Here is a 26,944-nt window from a genome sequence, read left to right as displayed (position 1 = left end):
GGAACGTTCAGCGGGCGGCGTCCGTCCGGGGGCACTTTGCGGGCAATATTCGACGCCGACACCTTTGTCGGCGGCGTGTCCGCGCCAAAGTGCCCCCGGACCGCAGCCGGGCCCCGGCCTCCTTGCGCTTCCTACGCTCGTGCCAAGAGCGTCCCCACTCCCCTGTCAGACGCGGCCAGGCGCCAGTTTCCGAAGGTCCGCTTTCCGGATCTTGCCGCTCGCGGTCCGGGGCATCTCGTCCACGAAGACGACGGATTTGGGGATCTTGTACCTCGCCAGCCGGCCCTCCAGGTGGGAGCGCAGCTGCTCTTCCGTGAGCCGGGCCCCCTTCCGCAGCAGCACCACGGCCCGCGGCACCTCGCCCCATTTCTCGTCCGGCACCCCGATCACCGCGACGCTTCCGACGGCGTCGAGTTCGGCGATCGCCTGCTCCACCTCGGCCGGGTAGATGTTCTCCCCGCCGGAGATGATCATGTCCTTGAGCCGGTCGGAAATGAACACGAAACCGTCCGGGTCTTTGTAGCCCATGTCGCCGGACTTGAACCAGCCGTCCCCTGTGTAGGAGTCCGCAGAGGCCTCGGGCCGGTTCCAGTACTGATGGATGACGTTGGGACCCTTGATCTGGATCTCCCCCACCGTTCCGGGCGCAGCGGGCCCGGACGCCGGCTCGAGGGGATCGGCCACCCGGACATCGGTGAAGAAATGCGGCAGTCCGGAGGACCCGGCCTTGTCCCTGGACCTCGCCGCCGGCAGCGTGGTGGCGCCCGGGGCCGTCTCGGTCATGCCGTAGCCGTTGGAGAAGCGCAGCCCCCTCCGCTCGTAGGCTTCCAGGACCCGCATCGGCACCGCGGACCCGCCGCAAGTCAGTTTGTTCAACGAGCTGAGGTCCGTGCCGTCCCAGTCCGGGTGCTCGCACAGCATCTGGTACGTCGTGGGCACCCCGCTGATGGTGGTTGCGTGGTGCTGCTGGATGAGTTCGAGCGTCCGGCCGGGATCGAACTTGGCCTCCAATATCACGGTGCCGCCTTTGAGGAGCGTGGGGAGGACGCCCATGCCCAGGGAGGCGACGTGGAACATCGGGGAGATCATGAGGGCCACGTCGGTGGAGGCAAAGTCGAAATCGACCAGCACGTTGATGCAGTTCCAGGTGATGTTGCCGTGGGTCAGGAGCGCGCCTTTGGGGTTTCCGGTGGTTCCAGAGGTGTAGAGGATCATGGCGCCGTCGTCCAGGCCCACGGGCTCGTCCGGCGCCAGTGCAGCACCGGAGGCGATGACGGCCTCATACGCCTCCGCAGCGGTTCCCCGGCCAGCGCCGCCTTCGGGCACTGTTTTGGCTGGCGCTGTCGACTCGTCGACGACGATCCGCGAACCCACAGCGGTCTCCACCGAGCCGCGTTCCGCGAGCACCGCGAGCGGCGCCGAGTGGACCAGTAAGACAGCGCCGCTGTCCCGGAGCTGGAACTGGATCTCGGGCGGCGCGAGCCGGGTGTTCAGCGGGACGAACACGGCACCGGCCAGGCCGGCGGCGAAGAGCGTCTCCAGGAAGGCGGGATCGTTTTCGCCGAGGTAGGCCACCCGGTCGCCCTTGGCCACCCCGCGGTCCCGGAAGGCGTTCGCGAGCCGGCTGGAACGGTCCGCGAGCTCGATGTAGCTGAGCTCCCTGTCCCCTGCGATGATTGCGGTCTTGGTGCCCGACTTGGGGCGGCGCCGTTGCAGCCACGAGCCGATGCCAAAATTCTCCACGGCAAATCCTTTCTAGTTAGACGGTAGTGCCTGCGGACCGGGTTAGGACCGGACAGCCTGCAGATCGTTGTTCTTGGGCTCGCGCGTCAGCAGGATGAAGACGATCGACACGACGGACATGATGGCCAGGTACCAGACCACGGCGGCGGTGTCCTGTCCGGAATCCTTGAAGATCTGCGCCACGATGCCCGGTGTGAATCCCGCGCCGAGGAGCGTGGCGAGCTGGTAGCCCAGCGACGCGCCGGTGTAGCGCGAGGTGGTGCCGAACTGCTCGGACACGAACGCCGCGAGCGGGCCGAACAGGGTGGAGTGGATCATGAGGCCCACGGCGAAGGCCACGAAGATCAGCCCGATGTTGTTGGAGGACAGGAGCTGGAACATCGGCGTGAGGTACAGGATGAAGAGCACCAGGCCGCCGATCATGACGGGCCGCCGTCCCAGCTTGTCGGAGAGCCGGCCGCCCATGATCACGAAGGCGATGGACACGAAGGAGGCGGCCGCGAAGGCGTAGAGAACGCCCTGCCGGTCCGCACCCTTGGACACGGCGTAGGTCACGGAGAACGTGGCCAGCACCACCTGGAGCGCAAACCCGGCCGCGCCGGCCAGCATGGTGAAGATCAGGGTCTTGGGCCGCCGCAGGACCTGCAGGAGGGGAATCTCGCGGCGCACCGGCACTCGGCCCTGCGCCGCCTGCCGCGGCTGGGTGTTGTCCCGTTCGGCCTGTTCCCGCTCGGCTTTCTCTTGTTCCAGTGCCGCCTTGAAGATGGGGCTTTCGGAGACCTTGAGCCGGACGAACATGCCGATGCCCAGCAGGACGAAGGACAGCAGGAAGGGCACGCGCCAGCCCCAGGCGAGGAACTGTTCGTTGGGCAGGGCCGCGAACGCGCCCATGACCAGGGTGCCCAGCACCGCGCCAGTGGGGGCGCCGGCGTTGACGAACGAGGCCGCGAAGCCGCGCTTGCCCGATTCCGAGTGTTCAAGCGCCATGAGGGCGGCGCCGCCCCACTCCCCTCCGACGGCAATGCCCTGGCAGACGCGAAGGATCACGAGCATCACGGCACCCCAGGCTCCGGCCACTGCGGCGCCTGGCACCAGCCCGATCAGGGTGGAGGCGATGCCCATGACCAGCATTGAGACAATCAGCATGTTCTTGCGTCCCAGCCGGTCGCCGAAGTGGCCGAAGATGATGCCGCCGAGGGGCCGCGCCACGTAGCCGGCGGCGAACGTCCCGTATGCGGCCACCACCCCCACCCATTCGTCCGCGCCGGAGAAGAACACCTTGGGAAAGACCACCGCGGCAGCTGTGGCGTAGAGCAGGAAGTCGTAGTACTCGATGGTGCTGCCGAGATAGCTGGAGGCAATGACGGTCCGTGCTTCACGGCGACGCGTACCCGCGTCCATGGCCTGCAACTGCGAAATCTGGGACATCGTTGTTCCTTATGGCAGAGGGGATGGTGAAGGGGGTGTGGCGGTTTACTTGTAGAACCGGGCGAGGAACTCGGCCACGACTGCCGGGCGTTCCTGGCCTTCGATCTCGATCGTGTTGGCCACCTTGATCTGGGCGCCGCCCTTGACCTCGGTGACTTCCGCGATGGTGGCCTGCATACGGATGCGCGAACCCACCTTGACGGGGGAGGTGAAGCGGACCTTGTCGAGGCCGTAGTTGACCTTGGTGGTGACGTCGTCGACGTCGAACAGCTCGCCCCAGAACGGGATGATGAGCGAGAGGGTGAGGAAGCCGTGGGCGATCGGGGCGCCGAAGGGGCCGTCCTTGGCCCGTTCCGGGTCCACGTGGATCCACTGGTCATCGCCGGTGGCGTCGGCGAATTTGTTGATCTGTTCCTGGGTGATTTCGCGGTAGTCGGTGACGCCGAGGTCGGTGCCGGCGAGGGTAAGTAGTTTGTCGAAGTCGACGACGAGGTTGGGCATCTTAGGCTCCTGGAGTGGTTGGGTTGGGTTGTACGACGACGGCGGCGCGCCGTAGTCAGTGGGTGAAGGCGCTGTGGCCGGTGAGGGCCCGGCCGACGATCAGGGCATTGATCTCGTGGGTGCCCTCGTAGGAATAGACGGCCTCGGCATCGGCATGGAACCGGGCGACGTCGGTCGCGAGCGTGATGCCGTTGCCGCCCACCACTTCCCGGGCCAGCGCCACAGTCTCGCGCATCAGCAGGGAGGTCTGCATCTTGGCCAGGGCCGAGTCCTGGTCCCGGTAGATGCCTTTCTCCTGCTGTTCGGTCAGCCGGACCAGCAGGGACAGCGCCGAGGTGACATTGCCGAGCATCCGGGCGAGCTTTTCCTGGACGAGCTGGAAGGACGCGAGCGGGCGGCCGAACTGCTGGCGCCCGGTGACATACTTCAACGCCGCCTCGAAGGCCCCGGCCTGGATGCCGGTGGCGATCCACGCGACGTCCGAGCGCATGGCCCGCAGCATCGCCGCCACGTCCCTGAACGAGTTCACGTTGTGGAGCCGCCTGGCCTCGGGGACGCGGACGCCGTCGAGGGTGATGTGGGCGTTCTGCATCATCCGCAGCGCGGTCTTGCCGCGGATCTTCTCCAGGGTCACTCCGGCCGCCTCGCGGTCCACGAGGAAGGCCTTGACCTGGCCGTCGGCGACGTCGCGGGCGAAGACGGCCAGGACGTCGGCCGTTGCCGCGCCGCCGATCCAGCGCTTGGCGCCGTCCAGGACCCAGGTGTCGCCGCCCGGGCCAGCCTCGCGCCCCTTTTCCCTGCGGGCAGTCGTGGCGAGTCCGCCGGCGATGTCGGAGCCGGATTCCGGCTCGGTCAGCGAGAAGACGCCCTTGAGCGAGAAGTCGATGACCTTGGGCATCCATTCGGCCTGCTGTTCCGCGGAGGCCCCGACCCGGATGGCGGTCCGGAACAGCCCGGCCTGGGCCGTGTACCAGGTGGCCAGCGAGGCGTCCGTGCGGGCGAGTTCGAAGATCCGGAAGCCCTGGTAGATGCCCCGGGCCGGTGTCCGACCCGCCCCCGGGGCGCCGGTCAGTTCCGACGGTTCCATGAGGTCCAGATCGACCAGCGGCCGGGCGAGCTGGTTCGGGAACTCGCCGCGCTCCCAGTAGTCGGCCAGGAGCGGGCGGGCCTGAGTGTCCAGGAACCCCCGCAGCCGCCCCAGCACCCTCCGCTCTGCGTCGGTGAGGAGGGACTCGGCGTCGTAGTAGTCGCAAAGGCCGTAGAGACGCTCCTGGGCCGTTTTCCGGGACGCGGTTTCAACGGGCATCTCAGCCACCGAGCCCGAGCAGGCGGACGGCGTTGCGCTTGAGGATCTTGGGGCGGACTTCGTCCTTCAGCGGCAGGTCCGCGAAGGCGCCCAACCATTTCTGCGGTGTGATGAGCGGGAAGTCGGTGCCGAACAGGACCTTGTCCTGCAGGACCGAGTTGGCCATCCGGACCAGGGACTCCGGGAAGTACTTCGGGGACCAGCCGGAGAGGTCGATGAAGACGTTGGCCTTGTGCGTGGCGATCGAGTTGGCCTCGTCCTGCCACGGCACCGAGGGGTGGGCCATGATGATTTGCAGCTCCGGGAAGTCCGCGGCCACGGCGTCGAGCAGGAGCGGGTTGGAGTAGGCCAGCTTGATGCCGTAGCCGCCGGGGAGCCCGGCCCCCATGCCGTTCTGTCCCGTGTGGAAGATGGCCGGCGAGCGCAGTTCCTGCAGGGTTTCCCAGAGCGGGTAGAACTGCTCGTTGGAGGGGTCGAAGCCCTGCAGGCTCGGGTGGAACTTGAATCCGCGCGCGCCGAGGTCGATCGCCTGGTGCTTGGCGCCGTGGATGGCCTCAGCGCCGGTACGGGGGTCCACGCTTCCGAAGGGAATCAGGACGTCGTTGTTCCGCGCCGCCCCGGCAATGAGGTCCGGGATGCTGTTGGGCTCGTGCTTGAGCTGGGTCCGGGCGTCGACGGTGAAGACGACGGCGGCCATGTTCAGTTCGCGGTAGACCTCGGCGATCCGGTCCAGTGACGGGGTCCGGTCCTCGGCCTTGAAGTACTTGGCGGAGGCCTCGGTCAGGGCCACCGGAAGGGACTCGTGGCCGTGACCGTCCACTTCGAGGTGGACGTGCATGTCGATCGCATCGAGTGAGGCGGCGTCGACGCCGAGTTCGTAGCGCTGGGCAGCCATCTCAGCGGACCTCGGCCGGTTCGGGCTGCAGTTCCGCCGGCAGCGGCAGGAAGTCCTCACCCACGCCTTGCAGCTTGTCCCCGAAGAGCGCGCCGAAGTTGTCCACAAGATCCTGGTAGCCCCAGCCGCCCTCGTGGTATTCGGTGGCGGCGGCGTCGGGGTGGGTCCAGAGTTGCAGCCGGTCACCGCCCGCTCCGATTGCCTGGCCGGTGACGCCTGCGGCAGCGTCGGAGGCCAGGAATGCCACCAGCCCGGCGACGTCGCCGGCCGTGCCAAAGCCGAGGTCGTGGCGGAAGAAGGCCGGCATCGTCTCGCCGCGCTCGTCGGCCTCGACGGCCTTCTGGAAGTACGGGACGGTCTTGGTCATGGCGGTGGCGGCCACGGGAATAACGGCATTCGCGGTGACGCCGGCTTTCTTCATTTCCAGCGCCCAGGTGCGCACCATGCCCACGATTCCGGCCTTCGCGGCGGCGTAGTTGGTCTGGCCGAAGTTGCCGCGCTGGCCCGTCGGGGAGCCGATGGTGATGATGCGGCCGGGAATGCCGTGCTCCTTGAAGTAGCCAAAAGCCGCCCGGGCGCAGGTGAAGGTGCCGCGCAGGTGGACGTTGATCACGGCGTCGAAGTCCTCGTCCGTCATCTTCAGCAGGCTCTTGTCCCGCAGGATGCCGGCGTTGGCAACCAAGATGTCCAGCCGGCCGAACTCCGTGACGGCTGCCTGCACAAGCTGCCGGGCGACGTCGGAACTGCCCACCGGTGCGACGACGGCGGCTGCGCGGCCCCCGTCGGACTGAATCGTCCGTACAGCGTCGGCGGCGACCTCGGCGTCCACGTCGTTGACGACGACGGCGGCGCCCTGACGGGCAAGTTCCCGGGCGTAGGCCAGACCGAGGCCCCGTCCGCTTCCGGTGACGATTGCTACTTTTCCTGACAGGCTCATTGCCGCTCCTTTGCTAGCTGCCTTGTACATCCGGCCCCGCGGCATGGGATGCTTTTCTGTATCCATGAAAATATGGATAGTTGAAAAAGTCAACGATTTATTTTTAGGACTATTGGAGTTGGCATGGCGACCGAAGTTGACGACGAGCCGGGCACCGAGCCGGCGGAGAAGCTCATGGCGGCAACCATCAGCCTGGACGCGGGCTTCCTGCTGGCCAAGCTGCATGCCGGCGGGTCGGTCCTGAACAATCGCGCCCTGGCCGCGTTCGATCTCAAGGAGCGCTCCTACTCGGTGCTGGCCCTGGCCAACAGCGGGCTGGAACCAACCCAGCGGGAGATGGCCGAGTTCCTTAGCCTGGACCCGAGCCAGATTGTCGCCCTGATCGACGAGCTGGAGAAGCGCGGGCTGGTGATCCGGGCGCCCGGGAAGCTGGACCGGCGTGCCAAGATTGTTTCCTCGACCCCGGAAGGGGAAGCCCTGTTCCGGCGGGCCGAGGCCGCGGCGCGGGACGCGGAATCCGCCGCCCTGGCCGGCCTCAGCGCCCCGGAGATCGCGACACTCAAGGGGTTGCTCCGCAAGGCGCTGTGGGGGCCGGCGGCCTGATGGCGGCCGCTCAAGCGCTGGAAGAATACCCTCGGGGCAGGAGGGAACCATGACAGTTCGCAGCGCCGGCCTTCTGCTGTACCGGCTAAGGAGCGCATCGCCGCCCGGCGGGGCGCGCGCATCCGGCAGCACGCCGCAGCTCGAGGTCTGGATAGCCCACATGGGCGGACCGTTCTGGGCCCGCAAGGACGCCCGCGGCTGGTCCATCCCCAAGGGTGAATACCTCGCCGACGAGGACCCGCTGGCGGCCGCGCACCGCGAGTTCGCGGAGGAAATCGGCACACCGGCTCCCGCCGCCGAGTACCACCTGCTCGGCGACTTCCGCCAGCCCTCCGGCAAGATCATCGCGGTCTTCACGGCGGAAGCGGACTTCCAGCCCGAACGCATCGTGAGCAACACCTTCGAGCTGGAGTGGCCGAGGGGATCCGGCACGATCGGCAGCTTCCCCGAGATCGACCGCGCGGAATGGAGCACCGAGCCAGCAGCCCGGTCCAGGCTGGTCAAGGGCCAGCTGCCGGTCCTCGACGCGCTGGTCAGGTACCTTGGGCTGGACCAAGCCGCACCCGGGCATGACAAGCAGTAAAAGTCAGTTGACATTTTTTGTAATACTTCGCGGGGGCCAGCTAGCCAAGCGGCCCGGGATCGTTCATGCTTAGCTATGACCTCAATGTCGAGCCAGTACCGGATCATCGCGGTCTGCACCGGGAACATCTGCCGGTCCCCGATGGCGGAACTTATGCTGGCGGAGGCATTCCGGGCCGAGCGCCTCACGGGGGCCGTGGTCGATTCCGCAGGCACCACCGCGTATGAGGCCGGCCGGCCCATCGATCCGCGGGCAGCGCGCAAACTCACGGCGCAGAACATCGCTTCGGACCGCCACGTGGCACGCGAATGGCGGCCCGAATGGTTCGCGAGCCGGGATCTGATCCTGGCCCTCGACGTCGACCACTACGGCTGGCTCCGGCAGGCAGCACCGGACCGGGACGCCCTGGCCAAGATCCGCATGCTCCGCAGCTTCGACCCCGCCGTGGCGGACAAGGACCCGCTGGAGCAGGGCATCGAGGACCCGTGGTACGGCGGCCACACCGACTTCGACACCACCTGGGACCTTATCCGGGCCTCCCTTCCGGGGATCGTGCAGCACGTACGCGCCGTGCTTGAGCGGCAGGACGGGCAACATCACGGCAGCGATCAACCCAACGCACAGCAGCCGGTACGCTCTATTTCATGAGCCCCGCACCCGTCATCATCGCAATCGACGGGCGCTCCGGCTCCGGCAAGACCACCCTGGCCATCGAACTGGCGGCGCGGCTCAGGGAGCACCACAAGGTCTCGCTCTTCCACCTCGAGGACATCTATCCCGGCTGGAACGGGCTGGCGGCGGGGATCGAACGCTACGTCACCACCGTGCTTTCGCCCTTGCGGCGCGGGGAGAACGCGGAATGGGTCAGCTGGGACTGGGAACGGCACTACGACGGCGAGGCCCGCACCACACGCCCGGCCGAAATCGTCCTGGTGGAGGGCGTCGGTGCCGCCGCGGCGGCCGCAGCGCCCCTGCTGGACGCCGTGATCTGGGCGGACTCCTCCGACGCGGACCGCCGGGCCCGGGCGCTGGCCCGGGACGGCGAGACCTACGAACCGTTTTGGGACCAGTGGGCTGCGCAGGAAGCGGAGTGGCTGGCGGCCGATGACGTCCCGGCCCGCGCGGATGTGCACGTGCTCAACCTGGCGGACGGCACCGCCCCGGACGACGTCCTGCAGGCCCTTCAGTACCTTCCCGCCGTCGCCCCCGCCCTGCTGCCCGAACTCGCCGCCCGGCGCGGGCTGCAGTTGCTGGCAGAACGGGTCGAGGCCCGGCCCGAGGCCGGGCAGCTGTTCGCGGCGCTCTTTGGCGGTTCACCCAACGCCGTGTGGCTCGACTCCTCCCTGGACCCGGCAGGATTGGCCCCGGAGGCCGCGGAGCGGAGCCGCTTCAGCATTTTGGCCGACGACGGCGGCCGCTTCGGCCAGGCCGTCCGGCACAGTTCCGGACGGACCCGCGTCAGCACGGGCCAGGCCACCGTGACCACCGATGGCCCGTTCTTCCGCTGGCTCGACGGCGTGTGGGGCCGCCGCGCGCTCCGCGCACCCGAGGCCTACCCGTGCGAGTTCACCCTGGGCTGGCTCGGCTACCTCGGCTACGAGCTCAAGCGCGAAACCGGCGGGAACGACGTCACCGCCGCCACCCCGGACGCCTGCCTGATCTTCGCCGGCCGCGCCGTGGTCCTTGACCATGCCGAAGGCGCAGCCTGGCTGCTGACCCTGGACGCACCCGACGCCGGGGACTGGCTTGAGACGGCACGCACGGCCGTCACCGCGGCCGCGTCGGCGCAAGTGGCCGAGCACGCTTCCCCGGCCCAGCGTCTCAGCGCCCCGCAACCCTCCGCCCCGCACTTCGCCGCCCGGGACGCGGAAGCCGGCTACAAGGCGAAGGTCACCGAGGCCCAGCGTGAGATCGCGGAAGGAAACACCTACGAGGTCTGCCTGACCACGGTGCTCACGGCGGCCTCGCCCGCGGGGCTTCTGGGCGTGGATCCGTGGCCGGCCTACCTGGCCCTGCGGCGCCGGAACCCGGCCCCGTTCGCCAGCTTCCTGCGGTTCGGCGGGCTCGCCGTGGCCAGCACGTCGCCGGAGCGGTTCCTGCAGATCGCCGCGGACGGCAGGATGCGGGCCGAGCCGATCAAGGGCACGCGCCGCCGTGACATAGACCCGGGGACGGATGCCGCCCTGCGCCAGGAACTGGAAACTTCGGCCAAGGACCGGGCGGAAAACATCATGATCGTGGATCTGTTGCGCAACGACTTGAGCCATTTCGCCGTCCCGGGTTCGGTGGCCGTCAGCCGGCTGTGCGCGATCGAGAGCTACGCCACCGTGCACCAAATGGTGAGCACCATCGATGCCCGGCTGCGGCCCGGGATGCCGCGGGCCGAGGCGGTCGCGGCCTGTTTCCCCGCCGGTTCGATGACCGGCGCCCCGAAGGTCAGCACCATGGCCATCCTGGACCGGCTGGAGGCCGCGCCGCGCGGCGTGTACTCCGGGGCGATCGGCTACTTCTCCCTGAACGGGGCCGCCGACCTCGCCGTGGCAATCCGGACCCTCGTGGTCAGCGCCCTTGGCGAGGGTGCCGCGGAACTGAGCCTCGGCGTCGGCGGCGCCGTCACCGCCGACTCGACCCCGCAGGAGGAGTACGAGGAAATCCGGACCAAAGCGTTCGGCGTCCTCTCGGCGCTCGGCGCCGAGTTTCCCACGGGCTGAGTCGGCTGTCCCGCCGTCCCGGCTACTGCAGGGTCGCCGTCAGCCGCGCGACGTTGTCCACGTATTTGACGCCCATCGGACGTTTCATCCAGTCCTCGAGCGTAAGTTCGCGCGAAATGCCCCGGTAGGTGTCCTCCACGGCGCTGATCCGCCGCACGATGTCCTCCCCCAGGAGCATCACCGAAACCTCCAGGTTCAGCGAGAAGGAGCGCATGTCCATGTTGCTGGAACCCAGCACGGCAACGTCGTCGTCGATCGTGAAGTGCTTGGCGTGCAGCACGAAGGGGGCCTTGTAGAGGTAGATCCGCACCCCGGCTTCCAGCAGAGCCTCATAGTAGGACTGCTGGGCGTGGTGGACCAGGAACTGGTCGCCCTTTTCCGAGACGAAGAGTTCGACGTCAACGCCGCGCTGCGCCGCCGTGGTCACCGCATACAGCAGCGAGTCATCCGGGACGAAGTACGGGCTGCAGATCGAGATCTTGCGCTGGGCCGAGTAAATCAGCGTGTTGAAGAGCCGCAGATTGTTTTCAGTGATGAAGCCGGGGCCACTCGGCACCACCTGGGCGGTGATGTTGCCGGCGTGCAGTTCGGGCCGGTGCGCGAGCTGTTCCTCAATGGATTCGTCGGTCTCGCTGAGCCAGTCGGTGGCGAAAACGACGTTGAGCGTGGTGACGATCGGTCCACGCAGGCAGGCCATCAGTTCGACCCATTCGCGGCCGATCTTGCGGTGCTTGGGGTTGTTGTAGGAGGGCTCGATCAGGTTCTGCGATCCGGTGAAGGCGATCTCGCCGTCGATCACCATGATCTTGCGGTGGTTGCGCAGGTCCGGCCGGCGCCACTGCCCCTGCAGCGGGTTGAGCGGCAGCATGGGCCGCCAGCGGATCTTGCTGGCCTTGAGCCGGGCGATCAGCTTGCGGTAGCCCTTGATGCGAAGCGTGCCAAGGTGATCGAACAGGACACGGACCTCGACCCCGCGTTCGGCGGCCTCTTCCAGCGCGGTCAGCAGATCGTCCGTGACGTGGTCCGAGCTCATGATGTAGAACTCGGCGTTGACGAAGGACTTTGCGCCGCGGACCGCCGCGGCCATCGCCTTGATCGAGTCGGGGTAGCCGGGCAGCAGCTCCACCTGGTTACCGTCCACCATCGGCAACGAGCCCAGCGTCTTGTTCAGTTCCGCGGCGGAAGCCACCCATTCGGGTCCGGCATAGCGGCTTTCCAGCATCGCCAGTTCCGAGGTCCCGGCGCGCACCCGGGTATTGACCGCGTCCTGCTGCGCGCGGCGCTTGCGGGAGAGCCGGAAGTTGCCGAACAGCAGGAACAGGAGCAGGCCGATGGTGGGCACGATGAAGATGCCCAGCAGCCACGCCATCGCGGTGGTGGGCCGCCGGTTTCCGGGGATGATGCCCAGTGCCAGCACTCGGATGGCGAAGTCGATCACGGTCAAAATCAGAATCGCCCAGGACGGTAAAGTCTCCGCCAGCGGAAATGGCCAAAACACAGGCGAACCCCTCAACGTACAAGCCACGCGGAACAGTTCCGAACGGGCAGTGACCAAATCCTATCCCGGGACCACCGAGACTAAGCTTTAGCCATGACCACTCCTGCCCCTGTTCCCGCGCCCGCGACCGTTCTGGTCTTCCTCGACCCGGCGTTCCACGGCGGCCGGGTTGCCGACGCGTCGCAGCCGCAGCTGATGGCCACGGACCTTGGCGCCACCCGCGGCGACGGTGTTTTCGAATCCCTGCTGGCCGTCGGCGGCAGGCCCCGCAAGATCCAGGCGCACCTGACCCGGCTGGCGGGCTCGGCCCGGCTGCTGGAGCTGGACATCCCCGCCGAGGACGCATGGCGGCGGGCGGTGGAAACCGCCATCCGCGAGTTCCGGGGGCAGGAACCCGCCGCGGCCGCAACGGGCGGCGCGGAGCAGGATGAGGTGGTGGTGAAGCTGATTGTCACCCGTGGGCCGGAGGGCGCGGCTGCCCCCACGTGCTGGGTCCAGGCCTCCGCCCCTGCGGCCGCGGGCCGGCGGCAGCGCGAGACCGGGATCGACGTGATCCTGCTCGACCGCGGCTACGACAGTGAAGTCGGCGAGCGCGCCCCGTGGCTCCTGCTCGGCGCCAAGACCCTTTCCTACGCCGTGAACATGGCAGCGCTGCGCTACGCCCACCGGCAGGGCGCCGACGACGTCATCTTCACGTCCGCCGACGGCCGGGTGCTGGAGGGTCCGACGTCGACCGTTCTGCTGGCGCACCTGGAAACCTCGGACGACGGCGCCGGCGGCGTCCGCACCATCCGGCGGCTCATCACGCCCCAGCTGGACAGCGGCATCCTGCCCGGCACGTCACAAGGCGCCCTTTTCACCGCCGCCAAGGCCGCCGGCTGGGAGCTGGGCTACGGCCCGCTGGAGCCGAAAGACCTGCTGGACGCCGACGCGGTCTGGCTGATCTCCAGCATCCGGCTTTTGGCCCCGGTGAACCACATCGACGGGCAGGAAATCGGCACCCCGGAACTGCGGCGCCAGCTGACGGCCGAACTCAACGCCCTCTTCGCGACCATCGAATAGTAACGCGGGCTCACCCCAGGGCGTCCGCGGGCACTGCCGGGCACCGGCGGAACGAGGCCGGGTTGAACGCCGGGAGCATGAACGTTGCCAGCACGGCGTCGAGCATTTCCGGGGCCCAGGTGCTGTTCTCCCCCAGGGTCGCGCAGACACCCAGCACCACGGGCGTTCCGTCGGTGCGGCGGCGGATCTGGACCTGGACCGGCCCGGTCAGCCCGAGCGTGCGGACGGCGGCCAGGCCCAGCTTGCGCACATCCCCGGCCTGGTTCGCCGGCACCCTGCGGCTGACCTCGTCGCTGCCGGCGCGCCCATACGGAGTCCTGGTCTTCTCCAGGACCACCGCCACCGGCGCCATCGCGTTGCGTGCCGGGGTGCCGAACACCAGGCACACGTAGTCGGCGCCCGGGATAAATTCCTGGACCAGTTGCCCCGCCGGCATGTTCTTCCAGCTAACGGAGTCGGTTCCGGCCAGCAGGTGGATACCGTGGGAGCCTTTGAAGACCCGCGGCTTGACCACCACGGGGCCGCTGAGGCCGGCGAGGGATGCCGGCGCGGCGGCGAGGTCGCCCGGAACCGCGAACCGGGGCACCGGGATGCCGGCTGCCTGCAGCGCCCAGGTGGTGAACAGGTGGTCGTTGGCGAGGGCCACCGCGGCGGGGTCGGCCACGATGATCCGCACGTCCTGGGCGAATCCGGCGCGGGCCGCGGCGAGGACCGGGAGTTCCACGGTGAGGGTCGGAATGATGACGTTGATGGCTTCGCGGTCCACCACCCGGCGCAGGTCCAGGATCATGTCCGGGTTCGTCGCCGGCAGGAGCCTGACCGCGGCGGCGGGAGCCTCCCCGCCCTGGCGGGTGTCGGCGCGGGTGTCGGCGCGGGCGTCGGAGCCGAGGTACGGGAGGCCCCGGGCTTCGAGCTGGGCCGCGACGGCCCGTCCGGCGGCGCTTGTAATCCCGGTAACGAGTATGCGCGGGCCCACGATTGCTCCATTCCGCCGTGACCGGCCGGACCGCGGCTGCGGCTCCGACCGTTCCAGCCACCGATTCTCAGACAGCCTGTTGATGGACAGACGAGTCGATTCACGGGCTGCTCGATTCACACAGTGCTCGAATCACCTGCCGTTGCGCCCGACCCGTCGGACCTAATCCCCCCAGTAGACGGCGAAACGTCCCGGCAGACACGAGTGGGCTGTACCCGAAACTGGAGCCCGCCACTACTCGCCCGGGCCGCGGCCCGGTTACGGAACATGACGACGGCGGCGGTGCGGGCCGGCGTCGCAGGTGTTACGTTTTTGGGGAGTAATGAGAACCGGTGCCAAGCCCTGACTGGCCGGTCGGCAACCCTCCCTTTCGCGGCGGGGTGCCTCAGGTGAATACTCGGCATATCGACCATTCGAGCTGCAAGCGTGAAAGAGGAGATCCGTCGTGCCCGACACGTCAATACCCACAACAGCCGCACCCGGCACCGCACCCGGCGGCGAGGAGAGGCTGGCCTACCGCCTGTTCACCGGCGCGGATGACCGCGCCTTCTGCGAGCGGGTGTCAGCCGCCCTGGCCGAAGGCTACGTGCTGCATGGAAGCCCCGCCGCCAGCTTCAACGGAAGCACCGTGATCGTGGCGCAGGCGCTGGTCCTGCCGGCCGCGATTGCCAGTGCGGACGCCGCCGTCGCCAATGCGGTTGATGAGCTCGACGCCGACGAGTTTGGCGCCGACGGGGCCTTCGCGGGCCACGCATGAGCTACGCCGGAGACCTCAGCCCGCAGGAGGCGTGGGCCAAGCTTGAGGCGGGAGCCATCCTGGTGGATGTCCGGACCGAGGGCGAATGGGCCCACATCGGCATCCCGGACACTGCGGCCGCGGGCGAAGGCGGCAACGATCCGCTCTTTATCCAGTGGAACCTTGCCGGCGGCACGCCGAACCCGCACTTCGTGGAACAGCTAAGGCAGCAGGCGCCGGCGGACACCGGCGTCGAACTGGTGTTCCTTTGCCGTTCCGGCGCCCGGTCGATCTCCGCCGCGACGGCCGCGACGGCCGCCGGCTACACCTCGTACAACGTCCTTGAGGGCTTCGAAGGCGAGACCGACCGCTTTGGCGAACGCACCGTCAATGGCTGGAAGAACCGCGGCCTGCCCACCAACCCCGGAAAGATCAAGTGACTTTCAATCCCGACGCCGCCGGCTGGGCGGCCGACACCCAGGCCGTCCGTGGCGGCCTTGACCGCACCGGCTTCCAGGAAACCACCGAGCCGATCTTCCTCAACTCAGGATTCGTCTACGAGTCCGCGGCGGCCGCCGAGCGCGCGTTCACCGGGGAGGACGAGCGCTTCGTCTACTCCCGCTACGGCAACCCCTCCGTCGCCACCTTCCAGGAGCGGCTCCGGCTGCTCGAGGGAACGGAGGCGTGTTTCGCGACCGCGTCCGGCATGTCCGCCGTGTTCACCGCCCTGGGCGCGCTGTTGGCGGCCGGCGACCGGGTGGTCGCGGCCCGCTCGCTGTTCGGCTCGTGCTTCGTGATCCTCAACGAGATCCTGCCGCGCTGGGGTGTCGAGACAGTCTTCGTGGACGGCCCGGACCTGGAACAGTGGCAATCGGCGCTGTCCGAGCCGACCACGGCGGTGTTCTTCGAGTCGCCGTCGAACCCCATGCAGGAAATCGTGGACATCGCCGCCGTGAGCAAACTGGCGCACGAAGCCGGCGCCACGGTGGTGGTAGACAACGTCTTCGCCACCCCGCTGCTCCAGCGCTGCGGCGACCTCGGCGCGGACGTGGTGGTCTACTCCGGCACCAAACACATCGACGGCCAGGGCCGCGTCCTGGGCGGGGCCATCCTGGGCACCAGGGAATTCATCGACGGGCCCGTCAAGCAGCTCATGCGGCACACCGGTCCGGCGCTTTCGGCGTTCAACGCCTGGGTGCTCACCAAGGGCCTGGAGACCATGGCGCTGCGCGTCAACCATTCCTCGGCCTCCGCGCTGCGGCTGGCCGAATGGCTCGAGGGGCAGCCTGCGGTCAGCTGGGTAAAGTACCCGCTGCTGCCGTCCCACCCCCAATACCCACTCGCAGTGCAGCAGATGAAGGCCGGCGGGACCGTGCTCACCCTGGAGCTGCAGCCCTCCCCCGGTCGCACGGCGAAGCAGGCCGCGTTCGCCCTCCTGGACGCGCTGCGGATCATCGACATCTCCAACAACCTGGGCGATGCCAAGACGCTCATCACGCACCCGGCCACCACCACGCACCGCGCGATGGGCCCGGAAGGCCGCGCGGCGATCGGGCTCAGCGACGGCGTGGTCAGGCTTTCGGTGGGCCTGGAGGACGTCGAGGACCTCATCCGCGACCTCGGCCAGGCGCTCAAGCAGGTCTAAGCGCTCAAGTAGGTCCAGGCGCTCAAGCAGGTCAGGCGCTCAAGCAGGCCCGGGGCCATGACCGCTCAGGTCCAGGCCGCTTTGAGCGCCCGCCAGGCGTCGTCGTCGAGCATGCTGGACGGTGTGACGGCGACGGCGGCCGCCCCGCCGGAGACGGACGCCTCCAGCCCGGCCGCCAGGTCCGCGGCGGAGATGCGCCCGTCCTTGGCCCACATCCCGACCGAGATGGCGAACTTCCCCGACCGCTTCGCCATGGCCGCGGCCAGTTCGGCGGAGTAGGACGGCGCGGCGTCGTTGAGCCCGAAGTAGTCCCACAAGACCAGCCGGTCCGCGGCCGCGGCGAGCAGCCCGTAGTCATGGCCGCTCTCGGGCCGGTCGCCGGCGGGATCGTGCCACGGCGCCCGGACGTCCATGTCGAGCGTGGCACCGTTGGCGTGCGCTGCCGCCGCCGCCTTGGCCACGGTGGCTGCCACCGCCTTCGACCGCCAGGCCCCTAGGCTCGGGTGTTCGACGTCGATGTCCCCGTTCGCGAGCCGCGGCCAGTCCGTCCGGCCGCTGGCCAGCATGTACGAGTCACGGTCGTCGCCGCCGTAGGTGTTGTTGTCGAACATCAGTTCCGTCAAGGCCACGGCGTCCGGCTGGTAGCGGCTGGTCACCTCGGCCACGAAGTCGACGAGCCGCTCCCCGACGGGTCCCGTGGTGAGTGCGCTGACGCTGGCGAAGTCCGTGGAGCGGGTGCCGTCGAAGTTGATGCCGGCCAGGCCCGGGTTGGTGCGGATCCAGCCGGGGATCAGCAGGTCGATGGTCAGTGTGATCCTGCGTTTCCTGCCATCACCGCCGGTCCCCAGAGCCTTGACCGCCTCGGCCACGTGGTCACGGCCCGGGACGGCCTCTACCTCGGGGTGGGCGCCCCAGGGGAACGCCGTCCAGTCCAGCCGCCCCACGCTGATGGTGACGCTGTTGGCGTTGACCTCATCGAGCCGTCTGGCCAGTTCCGGCAGCGTCGAGGCGGCGTCGACCACAGTTTCGTAGCCGACGCCGACTGTGCGCTCCGCGGCGGGCGCCGTGGGTCCCTGCGGCCCGCCGCATCCGGTGGCAGCAAGCGCCAGCACCGACAGGAGCGCAAGGGCAGGGAAGGCAGCCGGTCTGCGCCTCAAACGCTGGCCTCCGGGCGCACCGCCGGGGCGGTGACACTGACCACCCCGGTCCGCGTCAGCTTGTTCCAGTGCGCCTCCTTGCCGCGGACTTCCTGCACCAGCGCGGCCACCATGGTCAGGCTCGTAAACACGGAATAGAGCGGGATGAGCGGGAGCGCCCAGAGATGGCGCAGATCCTTCCACGCCCTGTTCATGGCCAGGGCAAACACCGTGAGCAGCAATGTGATGAACAGCCCCACCCAGCCAAGGATTGCCCAGACGTCCGCGCCGAACGGGCTGCGGCCCAGCGCCGTGAGGAAGACCAGATCCACGAGGACCAGAATCTGGAGCACCGGAAGCACCACCATGGTGATGGTGTTGAACAGCAGGTACGCGCCGAACTGTCCGTGCCGGAGGTTGCCGATCATGCGCTTGTGCACACCCATGGTCTGCAGCAGCCCGCGGGCCCAGCGGACGCGCTGGCGCCAGAGCGCCCTGACCGTTGACGGCGACTCGGCATAGACCAGCGCCCGCGGGGCGAAGACCACCCGGTAGCCTGCCTTGTGCACCCGCCAGGTGAGTTCCAGGTCCTCGCCTACCGTGTCTTCGCGGAACGGCCCGATCTCCTCCAGGATCCGGCGGGGGAACGCCCCAATGTTGCCGGAGACGATCGGGAGGCAGCCGATCATGGTCAGGGCGCGCCTGACCATCCCGGTGCCGACATGGCTGATGAAGGCCAGCATCCGGGTCTGGACCCGGTCCAGGTTTACCGGCCTGTCGTCGCCGCACACGGCCCCGGTGCGCTGGTCAGTGAAACCCTGGAGCATCCGCTTGACGGTGTTCTGGGAGAAAATCCCGTCAGCGTCGACAAACATGAGGACCTCGCCCGTGGCATGGCGGATGCCCAGGTTCAGGGCCGCCCCCTTGCCGGCATTGGCCTGGGTCAGGACCGTGATCCGGGGATCCGTCGCGGCGAGCGCGCGCATCAGCCCGGCCGTGTTGTCAGTGGAGCCGTCATCCACGAGCACCACCTCGTACCGGTCGTACAGGGTGAGCTGAATGGAGCGGACGCAGTTTTCGATGACGGTCGCCTCGTTGAAGGCCGGGACAATGATCGAGACGCTGGGCCGCTCATCCAGCAGGGTGGGCGTTGCGCGGCGGCGGCGGCGCCGCGCACGGAGTTCAAACCAGATGGACAGCGGCAGCACGAGCAGCTTCACGAGCCCGAACACCAGAATCGGCAGGCCGATGAGGAGCAGGAGGTACTCGGCGCCGGGGACGGCTGATGCGGAGGCGGAACTAAACCAGGACATGGGCGTACGCTCCTGTGCTGTGCCGGAAGGAGGCCGGGTTGAAGGAGGGAAGGGCAAACGACGCCAGCACGGCGTCGAGCAGTTCCGGGGCCTGCGCGCTGTTCGCGCCGAACCGTGCGTTCATTTCAAGGACCACCGGGGTCCCGTCGGCACGCCGGCGGACGTCGACGTCGACCGGGCCCGTGAGGCCCAGTGAGCGGACTGCCGCCATCGCCAGATTTCCGACGTCCATGGCCTCGCCGGCTTCGGCGCGGCGCGTGCTCACGGCGTTGCCCACGTTGCCCTGCGCCAGTTCGGTCTTCTCCACGACGACGACGAACGGGGCGGCCCCGTTGTGCGCCGGGGTGCCGAAAACCATCGGGCCGTATTCGGTGCCCGGGATGAACTCCTGGACAATCAGGCCTTCCGGCAGGCGGTGCCAGTCCACCTCCTCGCTGCCGTCGATGACCATCACGCCGCGGCCGCCGCGGGAGACCCGCGGTTTGAGAACTATGGGGCCGCCGAGCGCGGCCATGGCGGCGCCGGCATTCGCGAAGTCCCTGGGTACGCCGAATCTCGGCACGGCAACCCCGGCGGTCTGCAGCTGCCAGGCCGTGAAGAGCTTGTCGTTGGCGAGAGCCACCGGCCCGGGATCGCCGATGATGACCCGGACGTCGGTCCCGAAGGCGGCACGGTACCCCGCAAGCTGCGGGAGTTCCTCACTCACCGTGGGGATGACGAGGTTGATGCCCTCCTGGACGACGAGCCGGCGCAGGGCCGAGACCATGTCCGGGTCCGAGGCCGGCGGCACCGGGACGACGGTGAGGCCCGCCCCGGCGGGCAGTTCGCGGATGTCCGTGCCCAGGACGGGAACGCCACGGGACTTCAGCTGGGCCGCTACGGCGCGGCCCGCGGGGCCGCCGGCGCCGCTGACCAGCACGCGGGGCATCACAGCTTTTCCATTTCCGTGCTCAGGAGACGGACGGGTTCGTAGGCTTCGGCGACCCGGCGCCTCGCCTGCCCGCCGCGGAACGAGGCGATGCCGCGGACCCGCTCGGGTGTCATGTACGGCTTGGCGAGCTGGTCGCTGTGCATCCTCACGGCCTGGACCTTGGCGTCAAGGTAGTCGTCGATGTCAATGAAGACGCTCGGGCTGAAGTCCCGCGTTGCCGACGGGCTTTCGTAGCAGAGGATTGAGTGGTGCTGGCGGGCGGCCCGCAGCGTCGCCATGTGGACGGCCTGATGGTCCTGGTGCTGGTCGTGGTTGGAATGCGTGAGGATGATGTCGGGGTTGTAGCGGGCGATGGCGGCTTCAATGACACCCACCATTTCCTGGCTGTGCCGGACCAGGTCCGTGTCTGTGAAGTTGTAGTGGGTCATTCCGGTGAGGCCCATGAACGCCGCGCCGCGCCGCGCGTCAAGGGAGCGTGCCAGGGGATCCCCTCCACGGGTGCCATCGCTCATGACGAGCCCCTGCACCTCATGTCCGGAGTCTACGAACTTCGCCAGGGTACCGCCGCAAGCAAGTTCAAGATCGTCGGGGTGGGCGCCGATGGCCAGAACTCTGCGCGGCTGGCGGGCCGGGGCTCCCCCGGTGCGCGAGGCCGTCAAAGCAACGCCCAGGGACGCGAGCCCGCCAAGGGTGAGCGTGAGGTCGGCGGTCCGCCACAACTCGGGAGCATCGAGGAAAACGCTGGCCAGATTTGCCACCAGCAGCGTTGAGCCGGCAAGAAGACAAATTCTGCGGAGCAGTTCGGGACGGCGCAGGCGGCGGTGGAACCAGGACCGGCCAAGGGCGGCGGCGGCCACAAAAGTAATCAGGAAAACGATGAGCAAGACATAAATCGAGACCATGTGAATTCAATTCCTATGTTGAAGTTCGGCACCCCAGTGCCGGGCCGGATTAAGCGGTCTGATCTTCAGGGCCGGCCGCAAAAGCGAACCTGGCTTTGGGAAGTGAGAGGGGCCATTTTCTGAATCTGCCCGCGGCAGCCCTGACAGGGTGCCCGCATCGGCGAAAGGTGCAGCCGCTGCGGGCTGTGCGAGCAGTGCAGGACGTTGACCAGCGCATATGTGGCACAGCACAACCGCCCCCCGGCGTGTTACGTGACATTGTGAGACCTTCTGGAGACCTTCGGAAAACCTTGAACGTGCTCCTCCAGTAAAGGTGAGTGGCCTGTCAGGGCGCCCGAGTAGGCAATACCCGAACCTCAGTGAACTCAATTAATGGCGGTCACAGGTAGTACTCATATTTCTTGTTTTGACTACCCGGGCCAGGCTTTCGCGATGCGAGCGGGGGGCGTGCTGCCGTGCCCGGAACGGTTAACTGAAAAGGGCTGGGCTGCAATCATTAAACAACCGTGATTCCCTATCAGCATTCGGCAACAAATGCGGCGCCTCTTCGGCCTTTTTTCTTTGGCATCGCGCACCCGCAACTGTTGCGGGCTTCCGATCAGGCAGGGCGCAACCGGCCCAGGGCCGAACGACTGTCTGCCGGCCCCTCGCTGGCGGGCCCCTGGGTGGTCAGTTCGATGGCCCGCTCGACGACGGCGGGCAGGCCGCCGGCCCGGAACGGGCCGCGCTGCAGCTGGGAACCGGTGCCCTCGGCCAGAATCCGCTCGACGCCCTCGCGGGCCAGCTCCAGCTCGCCTTGTTCCTCAAGCACCGGGGCCACGAAGTCCACGAGCGCCCTGACCACGTCCGCGGCCGGGGCCGGGGTGAAGGTTCCGAAGTCCAGGAGTTCCCCGCGCAGTCCGCAATTGCTGGCCTGCCAGGCGGCCATCCGCAGCAGCAGTGTGGGCACCGGGGCGGGATCGACGCCGTCGTTCCATTCCCGCGCGGCCGACTCCACGAGGGCGCGCACCAGCACGGCAATCAGGGCAGCATCCTCGGCCCGCAGGCAGACATCCGCGACACGGATCTCCACGGTGGGATGCTGCCGGCACAGCCGCGCGTCGAAATACACCATCCCCTCATCCATCAGGACGCCGCTTTCGACCAGCCGGGTGACCACGCGGCGGTAGACGGGGAGGCTGCCGAAGATCATTGTGGGACCCGAGCCCGGCCAGCGGTTCCAGGCCTGCGTGCGGTAGCTTTCGAAACCGGTCTCGGCCCCGTTCCAGTAGGGGGAATTCGCGCTGAGTGCTATCAGCACGGCCAGCTTGTCGCGGATCCGGTCCATCACCGCCACGCCCTCCTCCGGGGACTCCACGAAGGTGTGGACGTGGAGGCCGCAGGTCAGCTGGTTCCGGACCGTGAGCCCGAAGCGCTGCTGCATGGTCATATAGCGCGGATTCGGCGTCAGGTGGGTGGCGGAACCTTGGGGCGACGTGGCCAGGGCCGCGACGCGCCCGCCGTGCGCCCGGGCGGCCTGGTCCGCGAGGGACCGGCCACGCCTGAGCTGCCGGAGCAGTTCCGTGTATTCCAGGCACGGATGCGTCTGGGTCTCGATCTGTTCGAGCTTGAGCTCGTAGCTGAAGTCGGCGCCTTCGTGGACCGGTTTCTGTGCCGGGAGAACCCGGGCGGCTTCCTGTTGCGGCGGCACCAGGCTCGGCAGCATGAGGTCAGCCAGGGCAAGCAGCATCCCCGATTCGGGGTCCACTATCAGCAGTTCTTCCTCCACGCCGAAGGTGCGCATGAATCTATTGTGCGTCAGGATCCGCCGAAACGCCCCACGCCAACGCGGGGTCACTTCGCGCCCGTGTCATCTCTTCGGATGGGCGCGGAGTGACCCCGTGTTGCTTGGATTCAGTCTTGGAAATACTCGATCTTCGCGCCGATGGTGTTCAGCCGCTCGGCGAGGTCCTCATAGCCGCGTTCGATGACATAGATGTTCCGCAGCTCCGAGACGCCACGGGCCGCCAGCATGGCCAGCAGCAGGCAGGCCGCGGGGCGGAGGGCAGGCGGGCAGCCCACCTCGGCCGCACGCCACTTGCTGGGCCCGTTGACGTAAATGCGGTGCGGATCGAGCAGTTGGACCTGGGCGCCGAGCTTGTTGAGCTCGGTCAGGTAGATGGCCCGGTTTTCGTAGACCCAGTCATGGATCATGGTCTGGCCGTGGGCGTTGGCGGCGATCACCGCGAAGAAGGGCAGGTTGTCGATGTTCAGCCCGGGGAAGGGCATGGGGTGGATCTTGTCCTCCGGCGCCCGCAGCTCCGACGGCTTGGTGGTGACGTCCACGAGGCGGGTGCGGCCGTTGCGGGCAAAGTACTCCCCGGAAACCTCGAGCCGCTGGCCCATCTGCTCGAGCGTGGCGAGTTCGATCTCCATGAACTCGATCGGGACGCGGCGGATGGTGACTTCCGAGTTCGTCACGATGCCGGCGGTGATGAGGCTCATCGCCTCGATGGGGTCCTCGGACGGGAAGTATTCGACGTCGGCGTCGATCGACGGGCGGCCGGTGATCTTCAGCGTGGTGGTGCCAACCCCGGCGATGTCCACGCCGAGCATCTGCAGGTAGAAGCACAGGTCCTGCACCATGTAGTTCGGGCTGGCGTTGCGGATGATGGTGGTGCCACGGCGGTGGGCTGCGGCCATGATGGCGTTCTCGGTGACGGTGTCACCGCGTTCGCTGAGCACGAAGGAGCGGTCGTGACCGTCCGACGGCGGCGCCTGCACCGCGTAGAACCCGGACTTCGCCTCCACGCTGAGGCCGAACTGGCGCAGTGCCTGCATGTGCGGCTGCACGGTGCGGGTGCCGAGGTCGCAGCCGCCGGCGTAGGGCAGCCGGTAGGTGTCGGCCTCGTCCAGCAGCGGGCCCAGGAGCATGATGACGCTGCGGGTCCGGCGGGCCGCCTCCACATCCATGGACGCCAGGTCCAGGACGGCGGGGCGGCGGATCTGGAGGTCGTTCGCGTTGAGCCAGGTGCACTCGACGCCGATGCTGGTCAGCACCTCCACGATCCGGTTGACTTCCTCGATCCGGGCAAGCCGGCGCAGCGTGGTGGTGCCGCGGTTGATGAGGCTGGCGCACAACAGCGCGACGCCGGCATTCTTGCTGCTGTTGACGTCCACCGCGCCGGCGAGGGTGCGGCCGCCCTCGACGCGCAGGTGCGTCATCTGGGGCCGGCCCACCTTGACGATGCTGTGCCCGACGATCGCCTCCAGGCGCTGGATCATCTTCAGGCTCAGGTTCTGCTTGCCCTGTTCCATCCGGGCGATGGCGCTCTGGCTGGTGCCCAGCTCGGCGGCGAGTTGCCCTTGGGTCCAGCCCTTGGCGCCGCGCGCCTCGCGGAGCAGGATGCCTACGTGTTCAGCAGTCGGTTGAGTCATGCTCCCGAAAATATCACGCATGATTTATAAACCACGGCAATTCCGGCCGGAATGGCGCCAATCTCACACGAATACCCACGCCATGCGATAAGCGGCAGGCCGCCGGACTTCCAGGGCCGCCCCGTGGGAGTTCCCGGGCTGCCCGGCCGGCGGCGCCGGTTTACTGGCGGGTGAGGAACACGAGGTTCCAGGTGCCCGCGCCGAGGGCCGCGGCGACGGCGGCAGCCGCGATGCCGAGCCCGCCCAGCAGCACCCAGGCGTCGAGTCCGCTGAACGTGGAGGGCCGGGCCCAGGTCCGGGCGGCACCGCCGAACCCGCGGGCCTCCATGGTCACCGCGAGCCGCGAGGCGCTTCGGATCGCCTGCACCAGCAGGCCGAAACTCTGGCCCAGCGTGGCCTTGACCCGCTGATAGGGGTTGCCGCTCGAGCCCACGCCGCGGGCCCGCCGGGCCATGCCGATGGTCCGCCATTGCTCGGCCATGATTCCGACGAGCCGCATGGCGGCCAGGGTGCCCAGGACGAAGCGGTGCGGCAGTTTTGCGTTCTGGGCCAGGGCGTCGGCCAGGTCCGTGGGGTCGGTGCAGCTCATCAGCAGCACCGCAGGCAATGCGATCGCGAGCCCGCGGAGCATGAAGCCGATCCCCAGCTGGAGCGAACCGGCGCTGATGGACCAGATTCCGGCATCGAGCAGGACCGGTCCGGAATCGGGCGCCAGGATGGCCGTGCTCCAGCCGCCCAGCGCCGCCGCGAGGATCAGCGGCCAGCCGCGCTGCCACAGCACGGCCGCAGTCAGGCCCGCCAGCGGCAGGAGGAGCACTTCGCAGGCGAGCGCCACCGACGCCGACACCCAGTCGATGGACAGCGCCAGGACCAGGGTGACCAGGGTGACCGCCGTGAACTTGGCGAGCGGGTTGGCTCGGGTCAGCAGCGCATGGTTGCCGCGCAGGCTCAGGGCGTCCCTCATGGCGAGGCACCTTCCGGCAGCTGAAGATCCGGGCCGGGAGCGTCCGCGGCGGCGGTTTCCCGTGGCCGGAGTTGGAGTTCGGTGCCACCGAGGACGGCGCTGAATTCGGCGTCGTGCGTCACGGACACGACGGCGGTGCCGGCGTCGAGGAGTTCGGAGAGGAACGAGGCGAGTTCGGCCCAGGTATTGGCATCCTGGCCGAAGGTGGGCTCGTCCAGAACCAGCACCTGGGGGTGCGCCGCCAGCACAGTGGCTACCGAAAGGCGCCGCTTCTCGCCGCCGGAGAGCGTGTAGGGGTTGGCGTCCACAAGCTCCGTCAGCCGCAGCCGCTCCAGCAGTTCGTCCACGCGGTCTTCGCCGTAGCCGAGGTGGCGCGGGCCGAACATGAGCTCGTCGAGGACCTTGCCGGTGACGAACTGGTGCTCGGGTTCCTGGAAGACGGTTCCGATCCTGGCGATCAGCTGCTGGGCCTTCCACCGGTAGGGATCGGGTCCGGCGCCCCTGCCTAACCGATCAGCGGAGCGACCAGTGGCGGGACTGCTCAGCGCCTCCGTGGCCGAGACCGTTCCCGCGACGGGCCGCAGGAGACCGGCCAGTGTCAGCGCCAGGGTGGACTTCCCCGTGCCGTTCTGTCCGGTGATGGTCAGCGCCTCGCCGGCGCGGACCCGGACCGAGACCCCGGACTGGACCGGACGCGGCGCGATGGTGCGGAAGCCGTCGCGCATCCCGGCCCGCCGCGGCCGCTCGCGGGACACGGCGAGCGCGTCGGCCGTGAGCAAAATCTGTCCCTCGCCCCGCGCCGGTGTCCGCATCCGCGTCGCGGGGACGTAGCCCGGCACCCAGACGCCCGCACCGATGAGCATGTCCCGCGCCTCGGCCAGGACCCGGTCCGGCGGTCCGTCGATCAAGACCGCCGAGTCCGTGGCGGACCCTGGCTGCAGCACCACGATCCTGTCCACCAGGTCTTTCCAAACTCCCACCCGGTGCTCCACGACCACCAGCGTGGCGCCCGTCTTGTCCAGGCAGCGTTCCACGGCGTCGCGGACCTCCAGGACGCCCGCGGGGTCGAGGTTGGCGGTCGGCTCGTCGAGCAGCAGCAGCCCTGGCCGCATGGCGAGGATCCCGGCGAGCGCCAGCCGTTGCTTTTGTCCGCCGGAGAGGGCCGCCGTCGGGTGGTCCAGCGGCAGCTGTCCCAGCCCGACGTCGTCGAGGGCCTCGCGCACGCGCGGCCAGATCTCCGCCGCCGGGACTGCGAGGTTCTCCGCCCCGAAGGCGACGTCGTCGCCGAGGCGGGAGAGCACCACCTGCGTTTCCGGGTCCTGCTGCACCAGCCCGGCGCGGCCGCGCTGCGCCCGGGGCGCGGCACCGTCGATCAGCAGGCTGCCGGTCTCGTCTGCATCTTCGGCGTTGCCGGCGTCGCCGGGGTCGCCGGGGTCGCCGGCCCCGCCGTCGCCCAGCACGCCGGCCAGGGCGTGGAGCAGCGTCGACTTGCCGGCGCCGGAGGGCCCCAGCAGGAGCACGCGCTCCCCCGGCCGGATGTCCAGGTCAAGGCCGCTGACCGCGGGCCGGGTCCGTCCGGCGTGCCGCCAGCCCCAGCCGCGGGCCGTGACGGCGGCCGGACGGACGCCCGGTGAAGATCTCATCGTTCTCTGCAGGA

The 26,944-nt window shown here is 68.6% G+C and carries 24 protein-coding genes and 1 riboswitch; of the genes, 8 read left to right on the top strand and 16 right to left on the bottom strand.

Annotated elements, in window-relative coordinates; translation table 11 throughout:
• Window positions 1-165 precede the first annotated feature (165 nt).
• Genes B5X90_RS05480 through B5X90_RS05455 form a run of 6 tightly spaced genes read right to left on the bottom strand, consistent with a single transcriptional unit; the run spans window position 166 to window position 6,810 of the window.
• A complete protein-coding gene (locus tag B5X90_RS05480; RefSeq protein WP_079550730.1) occupies window positions 166-1,743 on the bottom strand; it encodes an acyl-CoA synthetase in 1,578 nt (525 codons plus the stop codon).
• A gap of 42 nt (window positions 1,744-1,785) precedes the next feature.
• Window positions 1,786-3,171 (bottom strand): MFS transporter, encoded by a 1,386-nt coding sequence (locus tag B5X90_RS05475; protein ID WP_079550728.1) that lies wholly within the window; start codon window positions 3,169-3,171, stop codon window positions 1,786-1,788.
• A 45-nt stretch (window positions 3,172-3,216) separates the two neighbouring features.
• Window positions 3,217-3,672 (bottom strand): MaoC family dehydratase, encoded by a 456-nt coding sequence (locus tag B5X90_RS05470; protein WP_079550726.1) that lies wholly within the window; start codon window positions 3,670-3,672, stop codon window positions 3,217-3,219.
• A gap of 55 nt (window positions 3,673-3,727) precedes the next feature.
• On the bottom strand, window positions 3,728-4,978 hold the full coding sequence (locus B5X90_RS05465; RefSeq protein ID WP_079550723.1) for an acyl-CoA dehydrogenase family protein: 1,251 nt from the start codon (window positions 4,976-4,978) through the stop codon (window positions 3,728-3,730).
• A gap of 1 nt (window position 4,979) precedes the next feature.
• Entirely contained in the window at window positions 4,980-5,873 is an 894-nt protein-coding gene (locus B5X90_RS05460; RefSeq protein WP_079550721.1) for an amidohydrolase family protein, read from the bottom strand.
• 1 nt (window position 5,874) lies between these two features.
• Window positions 5,875-6,810 (bottom strand): SDR family NAD(P)-dependent oxidoreductase, encoded by a 936-nt coding sequence (locus tag B5X90_RS05455; protein ID WP_079550718.1) that lies wholly within the window; start codon window positions 6,808-6,810, stop codon window positions 5,875-5,877.
• A 123-nt stretch (window positions 6,811-6,933) separates the two neighbouring features.
• Between B5X90_RS05455 and B5X90_RS05450 the strand changes: the two genes are divergently transcribed.
• From B5X90_RS05450 to pabB, 4 genes are all read left to right on the top strand, one after another.
• Entirely contained in the window at window positions 6,934-7,413 is a 480-nt protein-coding gene (locus B5X90_RS05450; RefSeq protein ID WP_079550716.1) for a MarR family winged helix-turn-helix transcriptional regulator, read from the top strand.
• A 49-nt stretch (window positions 7,414-7,462) separates the two neighbouring features.
• A complete protein-coding gene (locus tag B5X90_RS05445) occupies window positions 7,463-7,996 on the top strand; it encodes an NUDIX domain-containing protein (protein WP_079550713.1) in 534 nt (177 codons plus the stop codon).
• A 75-nt stretch (window positions 7,997-8,071) separates the two neighbouring features.
• A complete protein-coding gene (locus tag B5X90_RS05440) occupies window positions 8,072-8,644 on the top strand; it encodes a low molecular weight protein-tyrosine-phosphatase (RefSeq protein WP_079550711.1) in 573 nt (190 codons plus the stop codon).
• Entirely contained in the window at window positions 8,641-10,707 is a 2,067-nt protein-coding gene (gene pabB, locus B5X90_RS05435; RefSeq protein ID WP_079550708.1) for an aminodeoxychorismate synthase component I, read from the top strand. The genes B5X90_RS05440 and pabB overlap by 4 nt, the downstream gene beginning before the upstream one ends.
• 22 nt (window positions 10,708-10,729) lie before the next feature.
• Here pabB and cls read toward each other — a convergent pair whose 3' ends face one another.
• On the bottom strand, window positions 10,730-12,205 hold the full coding sequence (gene cls, locus B5X90_RS05430; RefSeq protein WP_079550706.1) for a cardiolipin synthase: 1,476 nt from the start codon (window positions 12,203-12,205) through the stop codon (window positions 10,730-10,732).
• A gap of 93 nt (window positions 12,206-12,298) precedes the next feature.
• Here cls and B5X90_RS05425 point away from each other — a divergent pair, with 93 nt between their 5' ends.
• Window positions 12,299-13,267, top strand: a complete 969-nt coding sequence (locus tag B5X90_RS05425; RefSeq protein WP_079550702.1) for an aminodeoxychorismate lyase — start codon at window positions 12,299-12,301, stop codon at window positions 13,265-13,267.
• A gap of 10 nt (window positions 13,268-13,277) precedes the next feature.
• Here the strand turns inward: B5X90_RS05425 and B5X90_RS05420 are convergent, their stop codons facing one another.
• Window positions 13,278-14,243: an ATP-grasp domain-containing protein gene (locus B5X90_RS05420; RefSeq protein ID WP_079550698.1), complete on the bottom strand. Its 966-nt coding sequence runs from the start codon at window positions 14,241-14,243 to the stop codon at window positions 13,278-13,280.
• Between the two features lie 318 nt (window positions 14,244-14,561).
• Window positions 14,562-14,676: riboswitch (SAM riboswitch) on the top strand.
• Window positions 14,677-14,688: 12 nt separating this feature from the next.
• Between B5X90_RS05420 and B5X90_RS05415 the strand changes: the two genes are divergently transcribed.
• From B5X90_RS05415 to B5X90_RS05405, 3 genes are read left to right on the top strand one after another with little or no spacing between them, the layout of a single operon-like run.
• Complete coding sequence (locus B5X90_RS05415) at window positions 14,689-15,000, top strand: DUF1737 domain-containing protein (protein ID WP_256860066.1); 312 nt, start codon at window positions 14,689-14,691, stop codon at window positions 14,998-15,000.
• Window positions 14,997-15,419, top strand: coding sequence for a rhodanese-like domain-containing protein (locus B5X90_RS05410; protein ID WP_079550695.1), 423 nt, complete (start codon window positions 14,997-14,999; stop codon window positions 15,417-15,419). Before B5X90_RS05415 ends, B5X90_RS05410 begins: the two co-directional genes overlap by 4 nt.
• On the top strand, window positions 15,416-16,624 hold the full coding sequence (locus B5X90_RS05405) for an O-succinylhomoserine sulfhydrylase (RefSeq protein ID WP_079550692.1): 1,209 nt from the start codon (window positions 15,416-15,418) through the stop codon (window positions 16,622-16,624). Before B5X90_RS05410 ends, B5X90_RS05405 begins: the two co-directional genes overlap by 4 nt.
• Before the next feature lie 65 nt (window positions 16,625-16,689).
• Here B5X90_RS05405 and B5X90_RS05400 read toward each other — a convergent pair whose 3' ends face one another.
• The 8 genes from B5X90_RS05400 to B5X90_RS05365 form a co-directional block, all read right to left on the bottom strand.
• On the bottom strand, window positions 16,690-17,781 hold the full coding sequence (locus B5X90_RS05400; RefSeq protein ID WP_079550690.1) for a hypothetical protein: 1,092 nt from the start codon (window positions 17,779-17,781) through the stop codon (window positions 16,690-16,692).
• Entirely contained in the window at window positions 17,778-19,073 is a 1,296-nt protein-coding gene (locus B5X90_RS05395) for a glycosyltransferase (RefSeq protein ID WP_079550687.1), read from the bottom strand. The genes B5X90_RS05400 and B5X90_RS05395 overlap by 4 nt, the downstream gene beginning before the upstream one ends.
• Window positions 19,060-20,001, bottom strand: coding sequence for an ATP-grasp domain-containing protein (locus tag B5X90_RS05390; RefSeq protein WP_079550684.1), 942 nt, complete (start codon window positions 19,999-20,001; stop codon window positions 19,060-19,062). Before B5X90_RS05390 ends, B5X90_RS05395 begins: the two co-directional genes overlap by 14 nt.
• The gene (locus tag B5X90_RS05385) at window positions 20,001-20,906 is read right to left on the bottom strand and encodes a PIG-L deacetylase family protein (protein ID WP_079550682.1); all 906 of its coding nucleotides are present in this window, start codon (window positions 20,904-20,906) and stop codon (window positions 20,001-20,003) included. Before B5X90_RS05385 ends, B5X90_RS05390 begins: the two co-directional genes overlap by 1 nt.
• 598 nt (window positions 20,907-21,504) lie before the next feature.
• Window positions 21,505-22,689 (bottom strand): glutamate--cysteine ligase 2, encoded by a 1,185-nt coding sequence (locus B5X90_RS05380; protein ID WP_079550680.1) that lies wholly within the window; start codon window positions 22,687-22,689, stop codon window positions 21,505-21,507.
• A gap of 110 nt (window positions 22,690-22,799) precedes the next feature.
• Window positions 22,800-24,323 (bottom strand): UDP-N-acetylglucosamine 1-carboxyvinyltransferase, encoded by a 1,524-nt coding sequence (locus B5X90_RS05375; RefSeq protein ID WP_079551158.1) that lies wholly within the window; start codon window positions 24,321-24,323, stop codon window positions 22,800-22,802.
• A gap of 160 nt (window positions 24,324-24,483) precedes the next feature.
• The gene (locus B5X90_RS05370; RefSeq protein ID WP_079550678.1) at window positions 24,484-25,287 is read right to left on the bottom strand and encodes an energy-coupling factor transporter transmembrane component T family protein; all 804 of its coding nucleotides are present in this window, start codon (window positions 25,285-25,287) and stop codon (window positions 24,484-24,486) included.
• The gene (locus tag B5X90_RS05365; RefSeq protein ID WP_079550675.1) at window positions 25,284-26,930 is read right to left on the bottom strand and encodes an ABC transporter ATP-binding protein; all 1,647 of its coding nucleotides are present in this window, start codon (window positions 26,928-26,930) and stop codon (window positions 25,284-25,286) included. The genes B5X90_RS05370 and B5X90_RS05365 overlap by 4 nt, the downstream gene beginning before the upstream one ends.
• Window positions 26,931-26,944: the final 14 nt, after the last annotated feature.

Origin of the sequence: Arthrobacter sp. 49Tsu3.1M3 (genome assembly GCF_900168135.1) — a bacterium.
In the GTDB taxonomy this organism is placed as follows: Bacteria; Actinomycetota; Actinomycetes; order Actinomycetales; family Micrococcaceae; genus Arthrobacter.
This window is presented reverse-complemented; position numbering and strand designations above follow the sequence as displayed.

Coding starts and splice junctions, on each gene's coding strand:
- B5X90_RS05475 (WP_079550728.1), bottom strand. CDS start 3,171: ATGTCCCAGATTTCGCAGTTGCAGGCCATGGACGCGGGTACGCGTCGC.
- B5X90_RS05470 (WP_079550726.1), bottom strand. CDS start 3,672: ATGCCCAACCTCGTCGTCGACTTCGACAAACTACTTACCCTCGCCGGC.
- B5X90_RS05465 (WP_079550723.1), bottom strand. CDS start 4,978: ATGCCCGTTGAAACCGCGTCCCGGAAAACGGCCCAGGAGCGTCTCTAC.
- B5X90_RS05460 (WP_079550721.1), bottom strand. CDS start 5,873: ATGGCTGCCCAGCGCTACGAACTCGGCGTCGACGCCGCCTCACTCGAT.
- B5X90_RS05455 (WP_079550718.1), bottom strand. CDS start 6,810: ATGAGCCTGTCAGGAAAAGTAGCAATCGTCACCGGAAGCGGACGGGGC.
- B5X90_RS05450 (WP_079550716.1), top strand. CDS start 6,934: ATGGCGACCGAAGTTGACGACGAGCCGGGCACCGAGCCGGCGGAGAAG.
- B5X90_RS05445 (WP_079550713.1), top strand. CDS start 7,463: ATGACAGTTCGCAGCGCCGGCCTTCTGCTGTACCGGCTAAGGAGCGCA.
- B5X90_RS05440 (WP_079550711.1), top strand. CDS start 8,072: ATGACCTCAATGTCGAGCCAGTACCGGATCATCGCGGTCTGCACCGGG.
- pabB (WP_079550708.1), top strand. CDS start 8,641: ATGAGCCCCGCACCCGTCATCATCGCAATCGACGGGCGCTCCGGCTCC.
- B5X90_RS05425 (WP_079550702.1), top strand. CDS start 12,299: ATGACCACTCCTGCCCCTGTTCCCGCGCCCGCGACCGTTCTGGTCTTC.
- B5X90_RS05410 (WP_079550695.1), top strand. CDS start 14,997: ATGAGCTACGCCGGAGACCTCAGCCCGCAGGAGGCGTGGGCCAAGCTT.
- B5X90_RS05395 (WP_079550687.1), bottom strand. CDS start 19,073: ATGTCCTGGTTTAGTTCCGCCTCCGCATCAGCCGTCCCCGGCGCCGAG.
- B5X90_RS05390 (WP_079550684.1), bottom strand. CDS start 20,001: ATGCCCCGCGTGCTGGTCAGCGGCGCCGGCGGCCCCGCGGGCCGCGCC.
- B5X90_RS05385 (WP_079550682.1), bottom strand. CDS start 20,906: ATGGTCTCGATTTATGTCTTGCTCATCGTTTTCCTGATTACTTTTGTG.
- B5X90_RS05380 (WP_079550680.1), bottom strand. CDS start 22,689: ATGCGCACCTTCGGCGTGGAGGAAGAACTGCTGATAGTGGACCCCGAA.
- B5X90_RS05375 (WP_079551158.1), bottom strand. CDS start 24,323: ATGACTCAACCGACTGCTGAACACGTAGGCATCCTGCTCCGCGAGGCG.
- B5X90_RS05370 (WP_079550678.1), bottom strand. CDS start 25,287: ATGAGGGACGCCCTGAGCCTGCGCGGCAACCATGCGCTGCTGACCCGA.
- B5X90_RS05365 (WP_079550675.1), bottom strand. CDS start 26,930: ATGAGATCTTCACCGGGCGTCCGTCCGGCCGCCGTCACGGCCCGCGGC.